Source organism: Williamsia sp. 1135 (genome assembly GCF_002095395.1).
In the GTDB taxonomy this organism is placed as follows: domain Bacteria; phylum Actinomycetota; class Actinomycetes; order Mycobacteriales; family Mycobacteriaceae; genus Williamsia.
This window is the reverse complement of the sequence record NZ_MJEI01000105.1, coordinates 76,887-93,491: the sequence shown is the minus strand read 5'-3', so window position 1 is coordinate 93,491 and position 16,605 is coordinate 76,887. Positions and strand designations below refer to the sequence as shown.

At 64.5% G+C, this 16,605-nt stretch carries 13 protein-coding genes; 6 read left to right on the top strand and 7 right to left on the bottom strand.

Annotated elements, in window-relative coordinates; translation table 11 throughout:
• Positions 1 to 71: 71 nt before the first annotated feature.
• The 5 genes from BFL43_RS23695 (at position 72) to BFL43_RS23675 (ending at position 7,892) form a co-directional block, all read left to right on the top strand.
• Entirely contained in the window at positions 72 to 1,079 is a 1,008-nt protein-coding gene (locus tag BFL43_RS23695; RefSeq protein ID WP_084895387.1) for a TauD/TfdA family dioxygenase, read from the top strand.
• 114 nt (positions 1,080 to 1,193) lie between these two features.
• On the top strand, positions 1,194 to 3,164 hold the full coding sequence (locus BFL43_RS23690) for a hypothetical protein (RefSeq protein WP_084895696.1): 1,971 nt from the start codon (positions 1,194 to 1,196) through the stop codon (positions 3,162 to 3,164).
• Positions 3,165 to 3,170: 6 nt separating this feature from the next.
• Entirely contained in the window at positions 3,171 to 4,658 is a 1,488-nt protein-coding gene (locus BFL43_RS23685) for a hypothetical protein (RefSeq protein ID WP_084895385.1), read from the top strand.
• Between the two features lie 53 nt (positions 4,659 to 4,711).
• Positions 4,712 to 6,205 (top strand): glycosyltransferase, encoded by a 1,494-nt coding sequence (locus BFL43_RS23680; protein ID WP_084895694.1) that lies wholly within the window; start codon positions 4,712 to 4,714, stop codon positions 6,203 to 6,205.
• Positions 6,198 to 7,892 (top strand): glycosyltransferase family 39 protein, encoded by a 1,695-nt coding sequence (locus BFL43_RS23675; protein ID WP_084895383.1) that lies wholly within the window; start codon positions 6,198 to 6,200, stop codon positions 7,890 to 7,892. Before BFL43_RS23680 ends, BFL43_RS23675 begins: the two co-directional genes overlap by 8 nt.
• 27 nt (positions 7,893 to 7,919) lie before the next feature.
• Here the strand turns inward: BFL43_RS23675 and BFL43_RS29940 are convergent, their stop codons facing one another.
• The gene (locus BFL43_RS29940) at positions 7,920 to 8,561 is read right to left on the bottom strand and encodes a hypothetical protein (protein WP_346425993.1); all 642 of its coding nucleotides are present in this window, start codon (positions 8,559 to 8,561) and stop codon (positions 7,920 to 7,922) included.
• Entirely contained in the window at positions 8,458 to 9,063 is a 606-nt protein-coding gene (locus BFL43_RS29935) for a hypothetical protein (protein WP_346425992.1), read from the bottom strand. The genes BFL43_RS29940 and BFL43_RS29935 overlap by 104 nt, the downstream gene beginning before the upstream one ends.
• Before the next feature lie 126 nt (positions 9,064 to 9,189).
• Here BFL43_RS29935 and BFL43_RS23665 point away from each other — a divergent pair, with 126 nt between their 5' ends.
• Complete coding sequence (locus BFL43_RS23665) at positions 9,190 to 10,521, top strand: D-alanyl-D-alanine carboxypeptidase family protein (RefSeq protein WP_084895381.1); 1,332 nt, start codon at positions 9,190 to 9,192, stop codon at positions 10,519 to 10,521.
• Between the two features lie 27 nt (positions 10,522 to 10,548).
• Here the strand turns inward: BFL43_RS23665 and yhjD are convergent, their stop codons facing one another.
• The 5 genes from yhjD to BFL43_RS23640 form a co-directional block, all read right to left on the bottom strand.
• Positions 10,549 to 11,664: an inner membrane protein YhjD gene (gene yhjD / locus BFL43_RS23660; RefSeq protein ID WP_084895379.1), complete on the bottom strand. Its 1,116-nt coding sequence runs from the start codon at positions 11,662 to 11,664 to the stop codon at positions 10,549 to 10,551.
• 30 nt (positions 11,665 to 11,694) lie between these two features.
• On the bottom strand, positions 11,695 to 12,735 hold the full coding sequence (gene trpS / locus BFL43_RS23655) for a tryptophan--tRNA ligase (RefSeq protein WP_084895377.1): 1,041 nt from the start codon (positions 12,733 to 12,735) through the stop codon (positions 11,695 to 11,697).
• A gap of 32 nt (positions 12,736 to 12,767) precedes the next feature.
• Positions 12,768 to 13,574: an exodeoxyribonuclease III gene (locus BFL43_RS23650; protein ID WP_084895692.1), complete on the bottom strand. Its 807-nt coding sequence runs from the start codon at positions 13,572 to 13,574 to the stop codon at positions 12,768 to 12,770.
• A 102-nt stretch (positions 13,575 to 13,676) separates the two neighbouring features.
• Complete coding sequence (locus BFL43_RS23645; protein ID WP_084895376.1) at positions 13,677 to 14,927, bottom strand: MFS transporter; 1,251 nt, start codon at positions 14,925 to 14,927, stop codon at positions 13,677 to 13,679.
• 167 nt (positions 14,928 to 15,094) lie between these two features.
• Positions 15,095 to 16,318: an NADP-dependent isocitrate dehydrogenase gene (locus BFL43_RS23640; protein ID WP_084895375.1), complete on the bottom strand. Its 1,224-nt coding sequence runs from the start codon at positions 16,316 to 16,318 to the stop codon at positions 15,095 to 15,097.
• Between the last annotated feature and the right edge of the window lie 287 nt (positions 16,319 to 16,605).

Genomic DNA, 16,605 nt, shown 5'->3' with positions numbered 1-16,605 from the left:
CGCTGCGACCTAATTCCGATCAGCGTGAATCTAAGGTGTCGAGGATCTGCGGTCAGACGCAAACTGGAGTCATGACCGCTCTTGCCGAATCCCCTGTCGTCACCCCCGATTCGCACTCGCGTCCGGCAGATCTGCTGACGGTGACCAAGCTCGGCGAACACCTCGGGGCCAGGGTCGACGGCGTCCGGCTCTCCGCCGATCTCGATGCCGACACCGTGGAGGCCATCCGCACGGTGATCGCCACCCACAAGGCGGTCATCTTCACCGGTCAGCAGCATCTCGACGACCTCGCGCAGTACGCCTTCGCCGCCTTGCTCGGGACCCCTACCAAGGCCCATCCGACGGTGCTCTCCCGCGGCGAAGACCTGCTGCCGCTCGAGGGAGCCGCGAACTCGTGGCACACCGACGTCACCTTCGTCGACCGCATCCCGAAGATCTCCGTGCTGCGGCCCACCGTTCGTCCGAGTTACGGCGGCGCCACGATGTGGGCGTCCACGGTGGCGGCCTACGCGGCACTGCCGCTTCCGTTGCGAGCCCTGGCCGATCAACTGCGCGCCGTCCACTCGAATGACTACGACTACGCAGAGCACCTCACCGTCGGAGACAGCTCCGATGCCGCCTACCGCGCCGAGTTCTCGAAGACGGTGTTTCGTACCGAACATCCAGTCGTGAGGGTCCATCCGGAAACCGGCGAGCGTGCATTGACCCTCGGGCATTTCGTGCAATCGTTCTCGGGATTCAAGACTTCGGAGACCGCAGACCTGCTGCGGTTACTGCAGGCGCGGATCGAACGACCTGACAACACATTCCGGTGGAATTGGAATGACGGCGACGTGGCCATCTGGGACAATCGGTCCACTCAGCATTACGGTGTCGCCGATTTCGGAAATCAATTTCGCCGAGTGAATCGCGTCACACTCGCGGGAGACGTACCTGTCGGGGTCAATCGGTTGCGTTCGACATCGCTGGAAGGCGACGCATCGGGATACTCGATCGTCGAAACGCCGCGCTCGCTCGTCGGATGGGAACCGGCCAGCGAAGCCAGCGTGACCGGATTTCTTGCCGGCGGCGGTCTCTGAGCCGAGCTCCCCCACAACTGAAACCAGGGTTTGCGAACCAATTAGATAACCGAGGCGCGCCTGAAGCGCGGTTCGACCGCAAAAACATTCTGTTTGCTGCTTACTATGACCGTGATGACTCCGGCATATCAGCGGTCCCTTCGCATATTCACCGCGATCACCACAACTGTAATTGTGGTTATCCCGGCCTTTCTGCTTCCTTCGGCCGCGGCTGCGCCCGGCGACGGTGGATCACCCTCGCAATCACCCGTTTTGGCGCTGCCCGCGCTCGGTGCGGGTGACACCCTGTCCTTTTTCGGACAGCAAGGCACCCAGACGGTCACCATCCCGGTGCCGTCCGGTCTCGCTCCGTCCGAGCTGAGAGCTACCGTCGAATTGCCCCCGAACCTGCAAAGCGGCAGCATCTCGGCCGTCCAGCAGGATCGCACGCTCTCCCGGGTCGACATTCCCACCGCTGACCGGGCAGCCGTCACGATTCCCTTGCGTGGGGCGACCGTCGTCGAGAACTCGGTCGCGATCACACTGCAGTCGTTCCTGGTGCCGGCCAGCGGGATCTGTGTATTCGACAAGGCGGACCCGTTGCGCCTCACCGACGCCTCGGTGGCGTTCACCGGAACCGAAACAGCGCCCACTTCCGTGGCAGAGTTCTTACCGCCCGTTCTGGAGAAGCTCACGGTATCCGTTCCCGCGACGCCCAGCCAGAGTGAGTCCAATGCTGCCGTCGCACTGTCGTCGGCTGTGGTCGCGCACTACGGGGCTCAGCCGGTCGAAGTTGTGGTGCAGGCACTCCCGGCCGGACGGAACGTACCCGACGTCCCCTCCGCGCCACTCGAGCGCCAGATCACGATCATCGAACAGCCGACCAATGGGGTCACCCTGCTCGAGGGCCCCGGCGTGCCGGCGTTGGTGATCAGTGGACCCGCAGCCGAACTGAGCAACCAGACCCTCCTGCTGACCAGTGACATCTCCCGACTCGCGGTCAGCTCCAGAGCCGTGGCCGGACCGCTGCGCGTCAGCCCACAATTGCCTCCCGACTCGACCACCCTGCGCGACCTCGGCGAACCCGGCGTCAGCGCAACGGCTTTGACCGACCCCCAGGTCTCGATCGGCATCGACCAGACCCGTCTCGGGCGGCCGGCCGGGAACATCCGGGTGAACCTCAAGGGTTCGTATACGCCGTTGCCGCCCAACTACGGAGGGCAGGTGGTCGTTTCTGTCGGCGATCAAGTGGTCTCCCGGTGGGCCGCCGACGCGAACGGAACCATCGACAAGTGGGTCGACATCCCCGACCGGCTGCTGCAGCGCTTCACCGACCTCAATGTCGCAGTGGACGCGGCCGGTGACACCGGCGGATGCGGCCAGAGCTCGCCCATCACACTCACCATCGACGGCGACAGCCCGGTACAGAGCACCCCCGCAGATCCACCCGTTCCTCCCGGCTTTCAGTCGATTCCGCAGGCATTCATGCCATCGGTCCAGGTCGGTCTGACCGTAGGATCGCTGGACGACACCGCGCGTGCGTCCAGCATTCTCACCGGTCTGCAGCGGCTGAGCTCCGTGCCGATCGAGACCACCGTGGTTCCTCTCGCAGAGGCTGTCGCATCGAGCAATCCGGCGATCCTGATCTCAGCCGACGGCTGGAATGAGCCGGGCATCGATCTGCCGGTGAGTACCACCGCAGGGGGCCCGATCGACATCGAAGGAGTCGACAGCTCCGGAGACAAGACCACGCTGACGCTCGACCCGGCTGTGGCCTTCGGATCGCTGCAGACGGTGCGGGACGGCGATCGGACGGTACTGGTGGCCTCCTCGACGGGCGCTGCGGGACAACTCGACTCGCTGCTGGCCTGGCTCGAGGCCGACGAAGAGCGCTGGATCACCTTGAACGGAAGCGCGTTGATCGCGGTACCCGACCAGGATCCGATCGCGATGATCACTGATGTCGCCGACTCAGAGCAGTCCACATCCGGAGACGATGACAACAAGCAGCTGATCCGTTACATCGGGGTCGGCGTGCTGGTGGCCATCGCACTTGGCGTCGGATTCCTGATCCTGCGCAGCCGGCGCCGCGAACCAGGTAGCTGATCTCAGGTGGCGGCCGCTGAATTTCCGCTCTTCTCGTCGTTGCACCCGGTCTACCGGATCATCTTCCGCTGGGCGCTGATCGCCGTCCTCACTGTGGTGGCGTTCTGGACCTCTCTGGCGAGCCTGCTCGAGGAGTCGTACTCGGGCAGCCTCATCGGTTATGTCCTGGCCATCCCCTGGCTCGCGCTGCTCGCAGCGCAGGGCGTGGCCAGACGTCGGTCGGGCGAGCTCCCCATTCATGACCGGCAAACCGACTTCATCATCGGTTTCATGGGTTTGGTACTGGCCCTGTTGATCAAAGGGGTCCTGGTAGGCAGGTACGCCGACCAATACCACCTCATTCGACTCGACCTACTTGCGATGTGGTTGTTCGTGGTCAGTGCCGCAGTGGTGTTGTTCGGGCTGCGCCCGGTGTCCCGCTTCGCGCTGGTATGGCTCCTCTTGCTCACCGTCTTCCCGCTCGCGTTTCGGATCATTGTCATCACTCTGGGTGGCACACGTTATGCGGCAGCCGGAGTCATGGTCGTCCTGGCCGCAGGCGCGACCGCCTTGGCGGTGGGCCGCACCCGCAGACGTGGGCTGATCGGAGCGACCGGCACCGTGGTCGTCGGGATGGGCATCCTGCTCGTCATGTACGTCTACTTCCCGACGGCTCCGGTCATGGCGTACACCCAGATCCCCCCACTGCTGGCCACCGCACTCGTCGCCGAGGCCATGTATCTCTATTCCAGACGCGGGACGGCGAAAACGCCGATGGACCGCCCCATCAACCCACTCTCGGCGAAGACCATCCTGCTGGCCGTCACCATGGTGACCGCATTCGCTGTGGCGCTGTCGCTGGTCAGTCTGCCGCGGTCGACGGCGCCTCCCGTGCTGCGGGACAACGCACTCGAGTTCGGCACCCCCCTCATCGCCCCACCGGGGTGGCAGACCACCGATGTCACCGAGTACGACTTCGTCAAGCGCTTCTTCGGTCGCACGTCCACACTGATCCGCCAACGCCTGCTCGCCGAGGAAGGGAACCCCGCCTGGGACAAGCTGTCCCGCCCGCGGACCGTCATCGTCGACAGCGTCACCACCCTCCGTCCGGTGGCCTTCTCCGTGTACCCCGACAACGTCATCTACAACATGACCGCCACCCGAACCAGCAACGGCCGCACCATCGATCTCGGTAACGACGTCATCGGCGAGATCTTCACCGTCGTCGACGACACACTGCTGGTGACCTGGACCAAACTGACATGGACCTGGCGCAACAGGTCCTCCGCCCAACGGGTCACGCTGCTCACCGTCGACAACCATGACGCGGACGCCCCGTTCCCCGAACCCGAGGATGCCTTGGTCGACAATCTGAACACCCTGTTCACCGTCCTCATTCGCGGCAACTCGGTGGTGGACAACAACAATCCGAACTTCAAGGACGCCGGGATGCTCACCGTGCTGGGTCGGGAATTGGTCGCCGCACAACTCGAACCCGCAAGGCAGGCCTCATGACCGGACCCTCCGAACCCGGGGGCCCGCGACGCGGTACCCCGTTGTCGAACGGCATGAGCACCGACGGGATGGACCCGGAATCCGACGAGTTCAAGACCACCGCTCTGTTCGACGCGATCGAAGGATTACGCGCGGTCGACCCGCTACGATCGGCCTCCACGGCGGTGGTGGGTTGGCAAAAGGTCGTGCTGATCGGGTTCTGCGTCGTCGTCATCGGTCTTGCCATCTGGCAGCCCGTTGCCACGGCGACCACCCTGATCGGACTCTGCACCCTGTTCTACGTCGGGTCACTCGGCGACCGGCTCCTGATCTTCCGGCGCGGGCTCGCGTCCGGCCCCATCTCCATCAGTGATGAACGCGCCCGGGCTGTCCCGGACTGTGACCTCCCGATGTACACGATTCTCGTGCCGGCCTACAACGAGCCCGAGGTGGTGGCCGACCTCATCGGAGCGATGGCCGCGATCGAGTACCCTACCGAGAAGATGCAGGTACTGCTGCTGCTCGAAGCGGACGATGACGTGACGATCAACGCGGCGGAGGCGTGCAAGGGCGTCGAGATGATCACCATCGTGTTGGTACCGCCCGCCGAACCGAGAACCAAACCCAAGGCCTGCAATTACGGCCTCCACCTCGCCACCGGCGAGATCGTCACCATCTACGACGCGGAAGATCTCCCGGATCCGCTCCAATTGCGGCGTGCGGTCCTCGCTTTCGCCGACGGCGACGACTCGATCGCGTGCGTCCAGGCGAAACTCGCGTTCCACAACGGCAGGCAGAACCTGCTGACCGGTTGGTTCACCAACGACTACGGATTGTGGTTCGGCTATCTGCTCCCCGGGCTGATGCGCAGTCGCGCACCCATCCCGCTCGGCGGCACATCGAATCATCTGCGGCGTTCTGTACTGAGCGAGATCGGCGCGTGGGATCCGTTCAACGTCACCGAAGACGCCGACCTCGGGGTGCGGATCGCTGAAACCGGCTACCGCACAGCGGTGATCGATTCAGTGACCCTCGAGGAGGCGAACAGCGACCCGATCAACTGGATCCGCCAGCGATCACGCTGGTATAAGGGCTATCTGCAGACCTGGCTGGTACATGTGCGGCGGCCGGTCACTCTGTGGAAGGCCATCGGTGCCGTCAGCTTCATCCGATTCACCCTGCTGCTGGCGGGTACTCCAGTCATCGCCTGCCTGAACCTGGTCTTCTGGCTCATCACGGTGATGTGGTTTCTCGGTCAGCCGGCCTTCATCGGGGAGGTGTTCCCCTGGTACATCTACTTTCCGGCCCTGGTCTCGCTCATCTTCGGCAATGGCGCCACGATCTACATGAACCTGATCGCCATCCGTGAAGACGACCGTCCCGACCTCCTGATACCAGCGCTGACCGTCCCCATCTACTGGGTGATGATGAGTATCGCGTCTGCGAAGGGGTGCTATCAGCTGATCCGCAACCCGTCTTACTGGGAGAAGACCTTTCACGGTCTCTCGGTCAAAACCGACGTGAATCCGGGCGACGCGCCGACCGGTGCGGAGGGCGGCAATGGGTAGCAGACGCCTCAGTACGATCGTCTACGCCGTCTGCGCCGCGGTGTATCTGGTGGTGGGGTACTACCTGTGTGTGCGTCACGGCTTCATCATCGGCGACGCCTTGTCCAGGGTCTCGTCAGCGCAGACTGTGCTCTTCAGCCGCGATCCCCATGTCGCCGCAATCGGTTTCATCTTCACGCCGTTGACCGCACTCGTGCAATTACCGGCCGTGGGGTTCAGCGAGATCTGGCAGCCGATGACCGAACTCGCCTACTCGGGAGTGATCATGTCGGCCCTTTTCATGGCCGGCGCCGCGGTACAGGTGCTCGGTATCGGCGTGGATCGTGGTCTCCCGCGCCCGTTCACCCTGCTGATCACCGTTCTCTTCGCCTTCAACCCGATGATCGTCTTCTACGGCTCAAACGGGATGAGCGAAGCCCCCTTCGTCTTCTTCACCTGCTGGGCCGTCCGCCGACTGATCGCCTGGGCGACGGATGACGATGTCCACCACCTCGCTGCTGCCGGCGTGGCACTCGGCTTGGGCTACCTGACCCGATACGACGCCGTGGCAGCCATCGGCGCAGCCGCCATCTTCGTCGCCTCGGTCACGGCATTTCGTAGCACCCCGCACCTGCGCTGGCGTCGCGCTGCCCTCGACGGCGGACTGGTCGCGGCTCCTGGCTTCTTCGCGTTTCTCGGCTGGGCGGCCACCAGCTGGCTGATCACCGGACAGGCGTTCGCCCAATTCAGCTCCCAGTACGGCAATTCCTCGATCATGCAGCAATCGGGGGCCGACACCCCTGGCCAGTTCCTGCCCGGTCTCGAATTTTCGTTCACCTCGACTTTGCTCCTCGCTCCGACCTTGATCCCACTGTTGGTGCTGGCCGGGGTGGCCGGCTGGTGGCGCCGCGACTGGATACCCTTACTCGTGCCGGTGTTGATCTTCGGGGCGGTGCTGGCCTTTCAGGCCTACAGCTACGCCAGCGGGTCCACGTTCGGCTTTCTGCGCTTCTACATTCTCGCGGTACCGCTGGCGGCGACGACGGCAATCCTGCTCCTGCCCGCCCGTGCATGCACGATCACCAAACGGCGCGGCAAATATGCACCGGCGCAAACGCTCTCACCATCGCGCCATCCGGCGCCCCGGCACCGGATCAGTCACGCCCCGAAGTGGCCGGCTTTCGTCGCCGCGGCTTTGTTGCTGGCAGTCACCGTGCCCAGTTCCGCGTGGGGAATGAGCAAGCCGCACTATGCCCCCCAGGAGTATGCGCTCGGGGCCGTGCTCGCGCCGGAACCCGACAACGTCACCGCCCGCAAGGCAACCGAACATCGTATCGCGGCCACCTTCTCGACCGAGCGCGAAATGGCGCAGTACCTCGACGGACTCGATCTGCCCGAGGGATCGATCCTGACCGACACCGTCTACGGATTCGCCGTCGTTGTCGCCTCCACGAAACCCAAGACCTTCGTCGTCCCGTCCGATCAGGATTTCACCACCATCCTCAACGATCCTGCGGCCAACAACGTGAAGTATCTGCTCTCGGTGCCCAACACCGGCCGAGGTGAATCAGATGCGCTCAACCTCCGTTACCCGACGCTCTACGAGACCGGCGCCGACATCGCGGCGCTGGCCCTCGAAGTGCCCAACGATGGTGAGAGTCAACCGGTCTGGCGAATCTACCGCGTGCTCGAGTCCGTCGACGACTGATCGTGGCGGTCGGCGCGACGGCTGCGACTAGGCCGCGAGCTTGCGAATGACCCCGAAAATGGGATCGCCGGGTCCGATGTCCAAGGTGCACTCACCGAGTCGGGGATCTGGCACAAACGCCCAGAACAGTGCACCCGCCGTACCTGCCTCGTTCTGCGCCGATACCTTGCGCAGGAGCGTGTCCGCGCGGTCCTGCAAACTGACGCAGCCGCCCGCAGGCTGCCCGATCTCCGCCACGACCAGCGGTTTGCCCACTGCCTGCGCCTGTGTCAGCCGCATCGCCAGTCCATCGTGATGGTTGCCCGGTATCAGCTCTTGCGGACTGTAGTCGTGGTAGTCGAGAACATCGATGCCCGCCGATGCGGCGACGTCGCCGTACTCGGTGAACTGCGCTCCGCACTGCCCGCCGCCGGCCAGCCCGGCCCACACCGGGGTGTCGGGATCGAGCGACTTCAGACGCGCGCCGGCGTCGTCGAAGAACGAACGCAACACGCGGGCGGCGTCGGCCGGGCAGGTTCGGGCCTGCCAGGTGCAGGCCGCGTCGCCACAGTTGCTCGCCTCCGGCTCACCCATCAGTTCCCAACCGGCCAGCGACGATGACGAGCCCCAGCGGGCCACTGCGGTGTCGAGCCAGCGGGCGTACGGCATCGGAGCGGTCTCCGGTGGCATGTCGTCCCATCCGGAGGAGTACCACTGGGTGATCTTTGAATTTCGCGTCCTCACAGGCACCTTCACCCGAGGCCAGCACCGGTACCAGCAGCTGATCGTGCCGGCCCGCGGCATCGAAGATCGAATCCAACCGGGAGAAGTCGGTCTCGTGGGTGTCCTTGTCGACCGCCATCGAGGCGAAGAGGTTGAACCGGGTGACCGAATCCTCCGGCAACGCACCGAAGTACGAATCGAGGTCGACCTGCGCCCCGCAGCCGTTGTTCACTGTCCAATCGGTGCCGAGTTGGTAGGCGTTCAACCCGATCGGCCACCAGGGTCGACCGTCCAGGAGTAGTCCGTCGGCGGTCGTCGACACGCGGGAAGAGCCACGTACGTCCCCCGAACTGCCCTCGCCGCATCCGGCGACAATGGCAACCAGCGCCAAGATCACCGCCGCGGCCGCCAGCCGCGGCGACCCATGACGCTCTGTAGGGCGCCGCTCGGCACAGGCTCCGCGGCTCATCGCCCTATCGTATGCCCCTCCAGCCGGGTGGTCGGGCGCTCACCTGAGCGAACCCATGCACCGAACGGTCGAATTCCGCCGTTTGACGACACCCGAAGTGCATTGTGACCGGTACTGTCGCAGGCGATGATTCGACCGCTACAGCGTGCTTCGGTCCTGGTGGCCTCGCTGATACTCCTGCTATCGCTCAGTGGACCTGTCGTGGTCGGCGCCGCGCCCGTCACGCTGACGCCACCGATCGGCGTACCGGCGCCCGAGACGATCACCGATGGCTGCCCGTACCAGACCACCCCGGTCTCGCCCGTCGACGAGTCGGAGGTCGTACCGGCCGGGATGCCGTCCCCGACACCCTTGCCGGTACCCGAACCCCCGGTCGGCGGTGACCTACTCGGAGGTTGCGGGGTCGTCCTCGCCCCCGGGGCCGCACCCGCGCCTGAAGGACTGACCGCCGCAGGGTGGCTGATCGCCGATCTGACCGCCGGCAAGGTCCTCGCAGCCAAGGATCCGCATGGTCGCTACCGCCCGGCCAGCACCATCAAGGTGTTGCTCGCCCTGGTGGTCCTCGACGAACTGGATCTGGACGCGACGATCGCCGGTACCCAAGAAGACGACGAGATCGAGGGCGACGCCGCCGGAGTCGGTCCCGGCGGCACCTACACCGTCCGCGACCTGCTCGCCGGACTCATGCTCGTGTCGGGTAACGACTGCGCGCACGCCCTGGCCCGTGAACTCGGCGGTCAGGACGCTGCCGTCGAGAAGATGAACGAGAAAGCGGCAGAACTCGGGGCAACCGACACCCGCGCCGCCTCCGCGTCCGGTCTCGACGGACCCGGCATGAGCAGCTCACCCTACGACGAGGCACTGATCTTCCGTGCGGCCCTGCAGTTCCCCGAGTTCGTGGAGATCTCGAGACACGACGAACTCCGTTTTCCCGGTTATCCCGGCATGCCCACCGACACCACCGTCACCGACGCCGACGGGAATGACTCGTCGACCGAGACCACCGCGGAGACCACCCCATCCGGCGACCCTGGTATCGACCTCTACAACATGAACCAGTTGCTCTACAGCTATCCAGGGATGATCGCCGGAAAGACCGGATACACAGACGATGCCCGCAAGACATTCGTCGGCGCGGCAGAGCGTGACGGGCGCCAGATCCTCATCGTGCAGATGTACGGACTCAACGACGGGCCCGGCTCGTACTGGCGCCAGGCCGAGGCCATGCTCGACTACGGTTTCGCCCAGGCCGCCGAGCAGAACATCGGCACCCTGATCGAGGAGCCGGGTCAGACGACCGAATCCGCAGGTGCCGAGCCCCGAGACGGCAACCGGGTCGCTGCCCCCGAATCCGACGCCGACACCGACTGGACCGTTCGACTCTTCATCGGGCTGATCGGTGCACTCGTCGTAGTCGGACTCGTGTACGCCGGCCTGCGCATGAACAAACGCCACTGACCGGACAGCAGGCCAGATCGGACGCGGCTAGCGACTGCGCCGGGTTACCGCCGAGATACCGACGGCAGCGACCACACCGGTACCGATGGCGGCGGCGACACCGCGCGGACCGAGACCCTCGCGTACCTGCACACGCGGATCGATGACCACGGGCTCGGGAACCGAGGTCGGTTCGTATTTACGATTTCGTGGATCCGTCGCGGCCCAGGCGGTGGCGAACAAGATGATGCGGGTGGTGACGAACGCGAACACCATGATGCCCAGAATGGGGCCGAACGTGGCGCCTGCGGGGCCGGTGATCACCGACTGCAAGTAGAAGCTCGCGACGAACTTGAAGATCTCGAACACGACGGCCGTGAGCAGACCCGCCTTCGCTGCGTTGCGCAGGGGCAACGCGATGCGCGGCAACTTCGCGATCACCCAGGTGAAGAGAAACCACGAGGCGAAGATCGAAAGAAGGATGGACACAGCCCTGATCGCGATGAACACCCCCGGTAGCTCGTCGAGCTGCAGCCATTCGAGGATCTTCGCGGTCAGACCGCTGCTGGAGAGGGCAGACAGCGCGAAAGTGACCACCATGGCCGCGAACAGCCCGAGCAGCGCAGCGAGATCGGCCAGCTTGGTCTTCACCACGCCGTCGGACTCGGGCTCGTCACCCCACTGCACCGTCAGCGCCATACGGAGGTTCGCCATCCAGCCCAGTCCGGCGTACAGCGCCACCACCAAACCGATGACACCGATCGTCGTCCGGGAGTCGATCGCCTGATTCATCAGATCGGTCAACTGGTCCCCCATGCTGCCGTCCACCGACTCCGCGATCTTCTCCTTGGCGCGGTCGAGGAGATCAGGGTTGTTGACGAAGACGAAGCCCGCCACGGCGAACCCGATCATCAGCAGCGGGAACAGGGCGAAGATGCTGAAATACGTTGTCCCGGCCGCGAAGTAGTCACCCTTGCTGGCCTGATAGCGCTGACCTGCCTCGACGAGGTGGTCCAACCAGGGACGAGCCAGGCGCTGCTTGTCGAGGAAGGACGGTTTACCGGCCTTCTCCTCCGTCGCGGAGGTGTACTTCTGCTCCGGTGCCTTGGCTTCGACGTTCGTGGAGTCGCGACCCCCACTTCGCGGGTGGCGCGCTGGTGACATCGGATTCCCCGTTCGGTTGGTCAGTCCATCTCAGCTGGGTGCTACGAACCCAACTTTGTCATAAACCATCTGCAATGTTCGGGAGGCAACCTCTCGGGCCCGCTCGGCACCCGCGGCGAGCACCCGATCGATTTCGGCGGTGTCGCTGAGCAACTCGTCGAAACGCTCGCGCAGCGGCGTGACGAACGCCGTCAGCGCATCCGCGGTGTCGACCTTGAGCTGGCCGTAACCTTGGCCGTCGTACCCGGCGACCAGGTCGTCCACGGAGGTGCCCGTCAACGCCGACTGAATGGTCAGCAGGTTGCTGACGCCAGGCTTTTCCGCCCGGTCGAAGACGATTTCGCGGCCGTTGTCGGTGACGGCGGAGCGCAGCTTCTTCGCCGACCGCTTGGGATCGTCGAGCAGGTTGATCAGTCCCGAATCCGACTCAGCGGACTTGCTCATCTTGGCGGACGGGTTCTGCAGGTCGTAGATCTTCGCGGTCTCCTTCACGATGAACACCTCCGGCACCACAAAGGTCTTACCGAACCGGGAGTTGAAGCGCTGCGCAAGGTTTCGGGTCAGCTCCAGATGCTGGCGCTGATCTTCGCCCACCGGCACCGAGTCGACCTGAAACGTGAGGATGTCGGCGGCCATCAGGATCGGATAGGTGAACAGTCCGACGCTCGCGTGATCGACGCCGGCCTTGGCCGACTTGTCCTTGAACTGCGTCATCCTGCTCGCCTCACCGAAACCGGTGAGACACGAGAGCACCCAGGTGAGCTGCGCAATCTGCGGGACGTGCGACTGCAGGTAGATGGTCGCGCGCCCGGGGTCGACACCGAGCGCGAGGAGCTGGGCGACGCTGCGCCTGGACCGATCTCGTAGGGCCTTCGGATCATGCGCAGTGGTGATGGCGTGCATGTCCGGGATGAAGTAGAACGCTTCGTCGAACTCGTCCTGCAACTTCACCCACTGCTGCACGGCACCGAGATAGTTCCCGAGGTGGAACGAATCGCTGGTCGGCTGGATCCCCGACAAGACGCGTTTGCGCCGCTGCGGTGGGCTGGTCTCGGTTGTCACGTCACTCACCGGTGAATTCTCTCATTCGACCGCGACCGGTTTTACGAGTACTCCACCGTGACCGGCGCATGGTCGGACCACCGCAGGTCGTACGCATCGGCGCGGTGCACATACGACTTCGTCGCCTTGGCGGCCAGTCGCTTGTTCGCCAGCTGGTAATCGATCCGCCAGCCCGCATCGTTGTCGAAAGCCTTGCCGCGCCAGCTCCACCAGGAATACGGACCGGCGACGTTCCCGGCAAGCTCCCGCGCGACATCGTTCCAGCCGCTCTCGAGGAGCCCGGCCACCCATGCACGCTCCTCCGGCAGGAAGCCCGGGTTCTTCACGTTCCCCTTGGCGTTCTTCAGATCGAGTTCGGTGGGCGCGATGTTCCAGTCACCACCGACGACGATGTCGCGGCGCTTACGTGCGGCCTTGCCGAGATGTGCGGTGAACTCGTCGAGGAACCGGAACTTCTCCTCCCTCTTCGGCCCGTCACTGGCACCCTTCGGGAGGTACAGGCTCGCGACCGTCAGGTCACCGAAGTCGGCCTCGAGATAGCGGCCGGTGGAGTCGAACTCGTCGCTGCCGAAGCCCCGCCGAATCTTGTCCGGTTCGGTTCGGGACAGGATCGCGACCCCGGAGTGCCCTTTGATGGCGGCTTCGCTCATACACAGATGCCACCCGTCCGCCAAGGCCGGCGCCAGCGCCTCGAACGCCTGCTCCTCGGTGGCCCGAGTCTCTTGCAGCAGAACATAATCCGTGTCGGTGTCGCGCAGCCAGGGCAGCAATCCGAGATTGCGCTCCGACCGCTCCTTCACTGCCGCGCGAATGCCGTTTGCGTTTATCGTGGTCACGATTGTCGTCACGTCAGCCGAGCCTACGTGCGGGTACCGACACGAGAGCGGGCGGGACGTGGTCGACCTGATCTTCTTCACCTCGGCCACCGGGTTCGGAATTCGCCGGCGACATCACCGCGCGTCTACGGTGACCAGCGGTTCGGGGGCAGGGGTCGCGAGCCGCCTGGTGCGCCGCGCGTAGAGCATCGCGAGTCCCAGCACTGCCAGCCCCGCGACCGCAAGACCTGCGCCCAGTACAGACGGCGCCCGGTAGCCGTAACCTGCCGCGATCACCAGACCGCCGAGCCACGCTCCGCCGGCATTGGCGATGTTGAGCGCGGAGTGGTTGAGTGCTGCCGCGAGGGTCTGAGCGTCATCGGCGACGTCCATCAACCGGATCTGCAACGCAGGCGTCAGTGCTGTGCCGCTCAGTCCGATCAGGAAGGTCAAGGCGAGGGCAGCCCAGGGGTTGCTTGCCACCAGCGTGAACAGCAGCAGCATGGCCATGATCGCGACGAGCCCGATGGCGATGGCGCGCACCACGCCACGATCCGCGAGTACCCCACCGACGATGTTGCCGGCCACCATGCCCAGCCCGAACAACATGAGCGCGAACGGGATCAAGGACTCGGCGACGCCGGAAACAGTCGTCAATGTGGTGTTGATGTAGGTGTAGAACGCGAACATGCCGCCGAATCCGACGATCCCGATGAACAGGGTGAACCAGACCTGCGGTCGCACCAGTGCACCCAGTTCGGTCATCGGATTGGTGATTTTCATGTCGGTGAGCGAGGGCAGGTACCAGCAGAGCGCTGCAATGGTCAGCAGTCCGATCACCGCGACGACCACAAAAGCCGCCCGCCATCCGAGCGTGCTGCCCAGCCAGGTGGCAGCGGGTACCCCGACAACGTTCGCGACACTCAGGCCGAGCATGACCTGCCCGACCGCCTTCGCTCGCGAGGCCGGGCCTGCGAGGTGGGCCGCGACGAGGGATGCCACACCGAAGTAGGCACCGTGGGGCAGACCCGCAATGAAGCGGGCGAACATCAGCATCCCGTAGGACTGCGCGAAGACGGTGGCGGCATTGCCGACCGTGAAGGCGATCATCAGCGCGATCAGCAGGGTGCGCCGCGACATCCGGGCGGTCAGGGCCGCGATCAGCGGCGCACCGACGACCACGCCGAGCGCGTAGGCGGAGATCACATGGCCGGCCGTCGGTTCGCTGGTTCCCAGCGACTCGGCGATCGAGGGCAGCAGGCCCATGGCGACGAACTCTGTCGTGCCGATACCGAAGGCACCGAGCGCCAACGCGAGGACGACGGTCCGTCTGCTGCCACGCATACCCCCCGTTGGAGCTGGGGTGGTGGCACTGACTGCAGACATGGATCAATCCTCTCGGGACGTTCGGGGAGACGGCTCCGTTGCCGGGGTAACTAAGGTGCACACCGTTGCAGGAGTCGCAGCATTCCGCAATTGCACGTGAACTGCCACACAGTGGCCCACCCCGGCGGCCGGGGGTGGATGGCGGTGAATCGCCGTCGAGTCGGTTGTCAGCCCGCCTTGATGGCCGCTTCGAGATTTTCGTCGAGGGCACCGAGGAACTCCTCGGTGGTGAGGTAGGCCTGATCGCCGCCGACCAGCTGCGCGAGGTCCTTGGTCATCTTGCCGCCCTCCACGGTTTCGATGACCACGTCTTCGAGCTTCTGCGCGAACTCCCGCACCTGCGGGGTGCTGTCGAGCTTGCCCCGATGATCGAGGCCCCGGGTCCACGCGAAGATCGACGCGATCGGATTGGTCGAGGTCGGTTTGCCCTGCTGGTGCTGGCGGTAGTGCCGCGTGACTGTGCCATGGGCGGCCTCGGCTTCGCAGACGCTGCCGTCGGGGGTCAACAGGACCGAGGTCATCAGACCGAGCGATCCATACCCCTGCGCGACGGTGTCCGACTGGACGTCACCGTCGTAGTTCTTGCACGCCCAGACGTAACCACCCTCCCACTTGAGGCTGGAGGCAACCATGTCGTCGATGAGGCGGTGCTCGTAATGGATTCCGGCAGCATCGAACTCGGTCTTGAACTCAGTGTCGAAGACATGTTGGAAGATGTCCTTGAAGGCGCCGTCATAGGCCTTGAGGATCGTGTTCTTCGTCGACAGGTAGACCGGGTAATTGCGCTGCAGACCATAGTTCAGCGATGCCCGCGCGAAGTCCTCGATGGACTTGTTGAAGTTGTACATTCCCATCACGACGCCGCCCTCGGCGGGCATCTGGACGATCTCGTGCTCGATTGGCTCCGAACCGTCGTCCGGCGTGTAGGTGATGGTGACCTTGCCGCCCGAGGGGACCTTGAAATCCGTTGCGCGGTACTGGTCACCGAAGGCATGGCGCCCGACGATGACCGGTTTCGTCCACCCGGGGACCAGTCGCGGCACGTTCGAGATGATGATCGGGGCACGAAAGATTGTGCCGCCCAAAATGTTCCGTATGGTGCCGTTGGGAGAACGCCACATCTTCTTGAGGCCGAACTCCTCGACGCGGGCTTCGTCGGGTGTGATCGTCGCACACTTCACCCCGACGCCGTGCTCGAGGATGGCGTTCGCGGAATCGATGGTCACCTGATCGTCGGTGCGGTCGCGCTCCTCGATTCCGAGGTCGTAGTAGTCGAGGTCGATGTCCAGGTAGGGGTGGATCAGCTTCTCTTTGATGAACTGCCAGATGATTCGTGTCATCTCGTCGCCGTCCAGATCTACAACTGTTCCTTCGACCTTGATCTTGCCCATATGGCTACGCGCCCTCCTGCGATGTGCTGCCCTGCGAAACGGGGCTTGTCTCGGAGCGACCTCGTGAGTCGCGCGCACGTCCGACGCATCCAACCTGACACGGCGCGAACGAACCGGCCGTATCATCCAAGAAAATATGACGGGCGTACTGCTAAATCAGCATACCCGTCCCCCGAGCGCCGAGCGCGCCGGTTCTCGTACTGTTCCGCGTAGACCACACCGGCCACACAGACCCATGTACCTCAGGCAAACCCACGTGCTGCCACCGCTGGGTTTGCCTGAGGTAG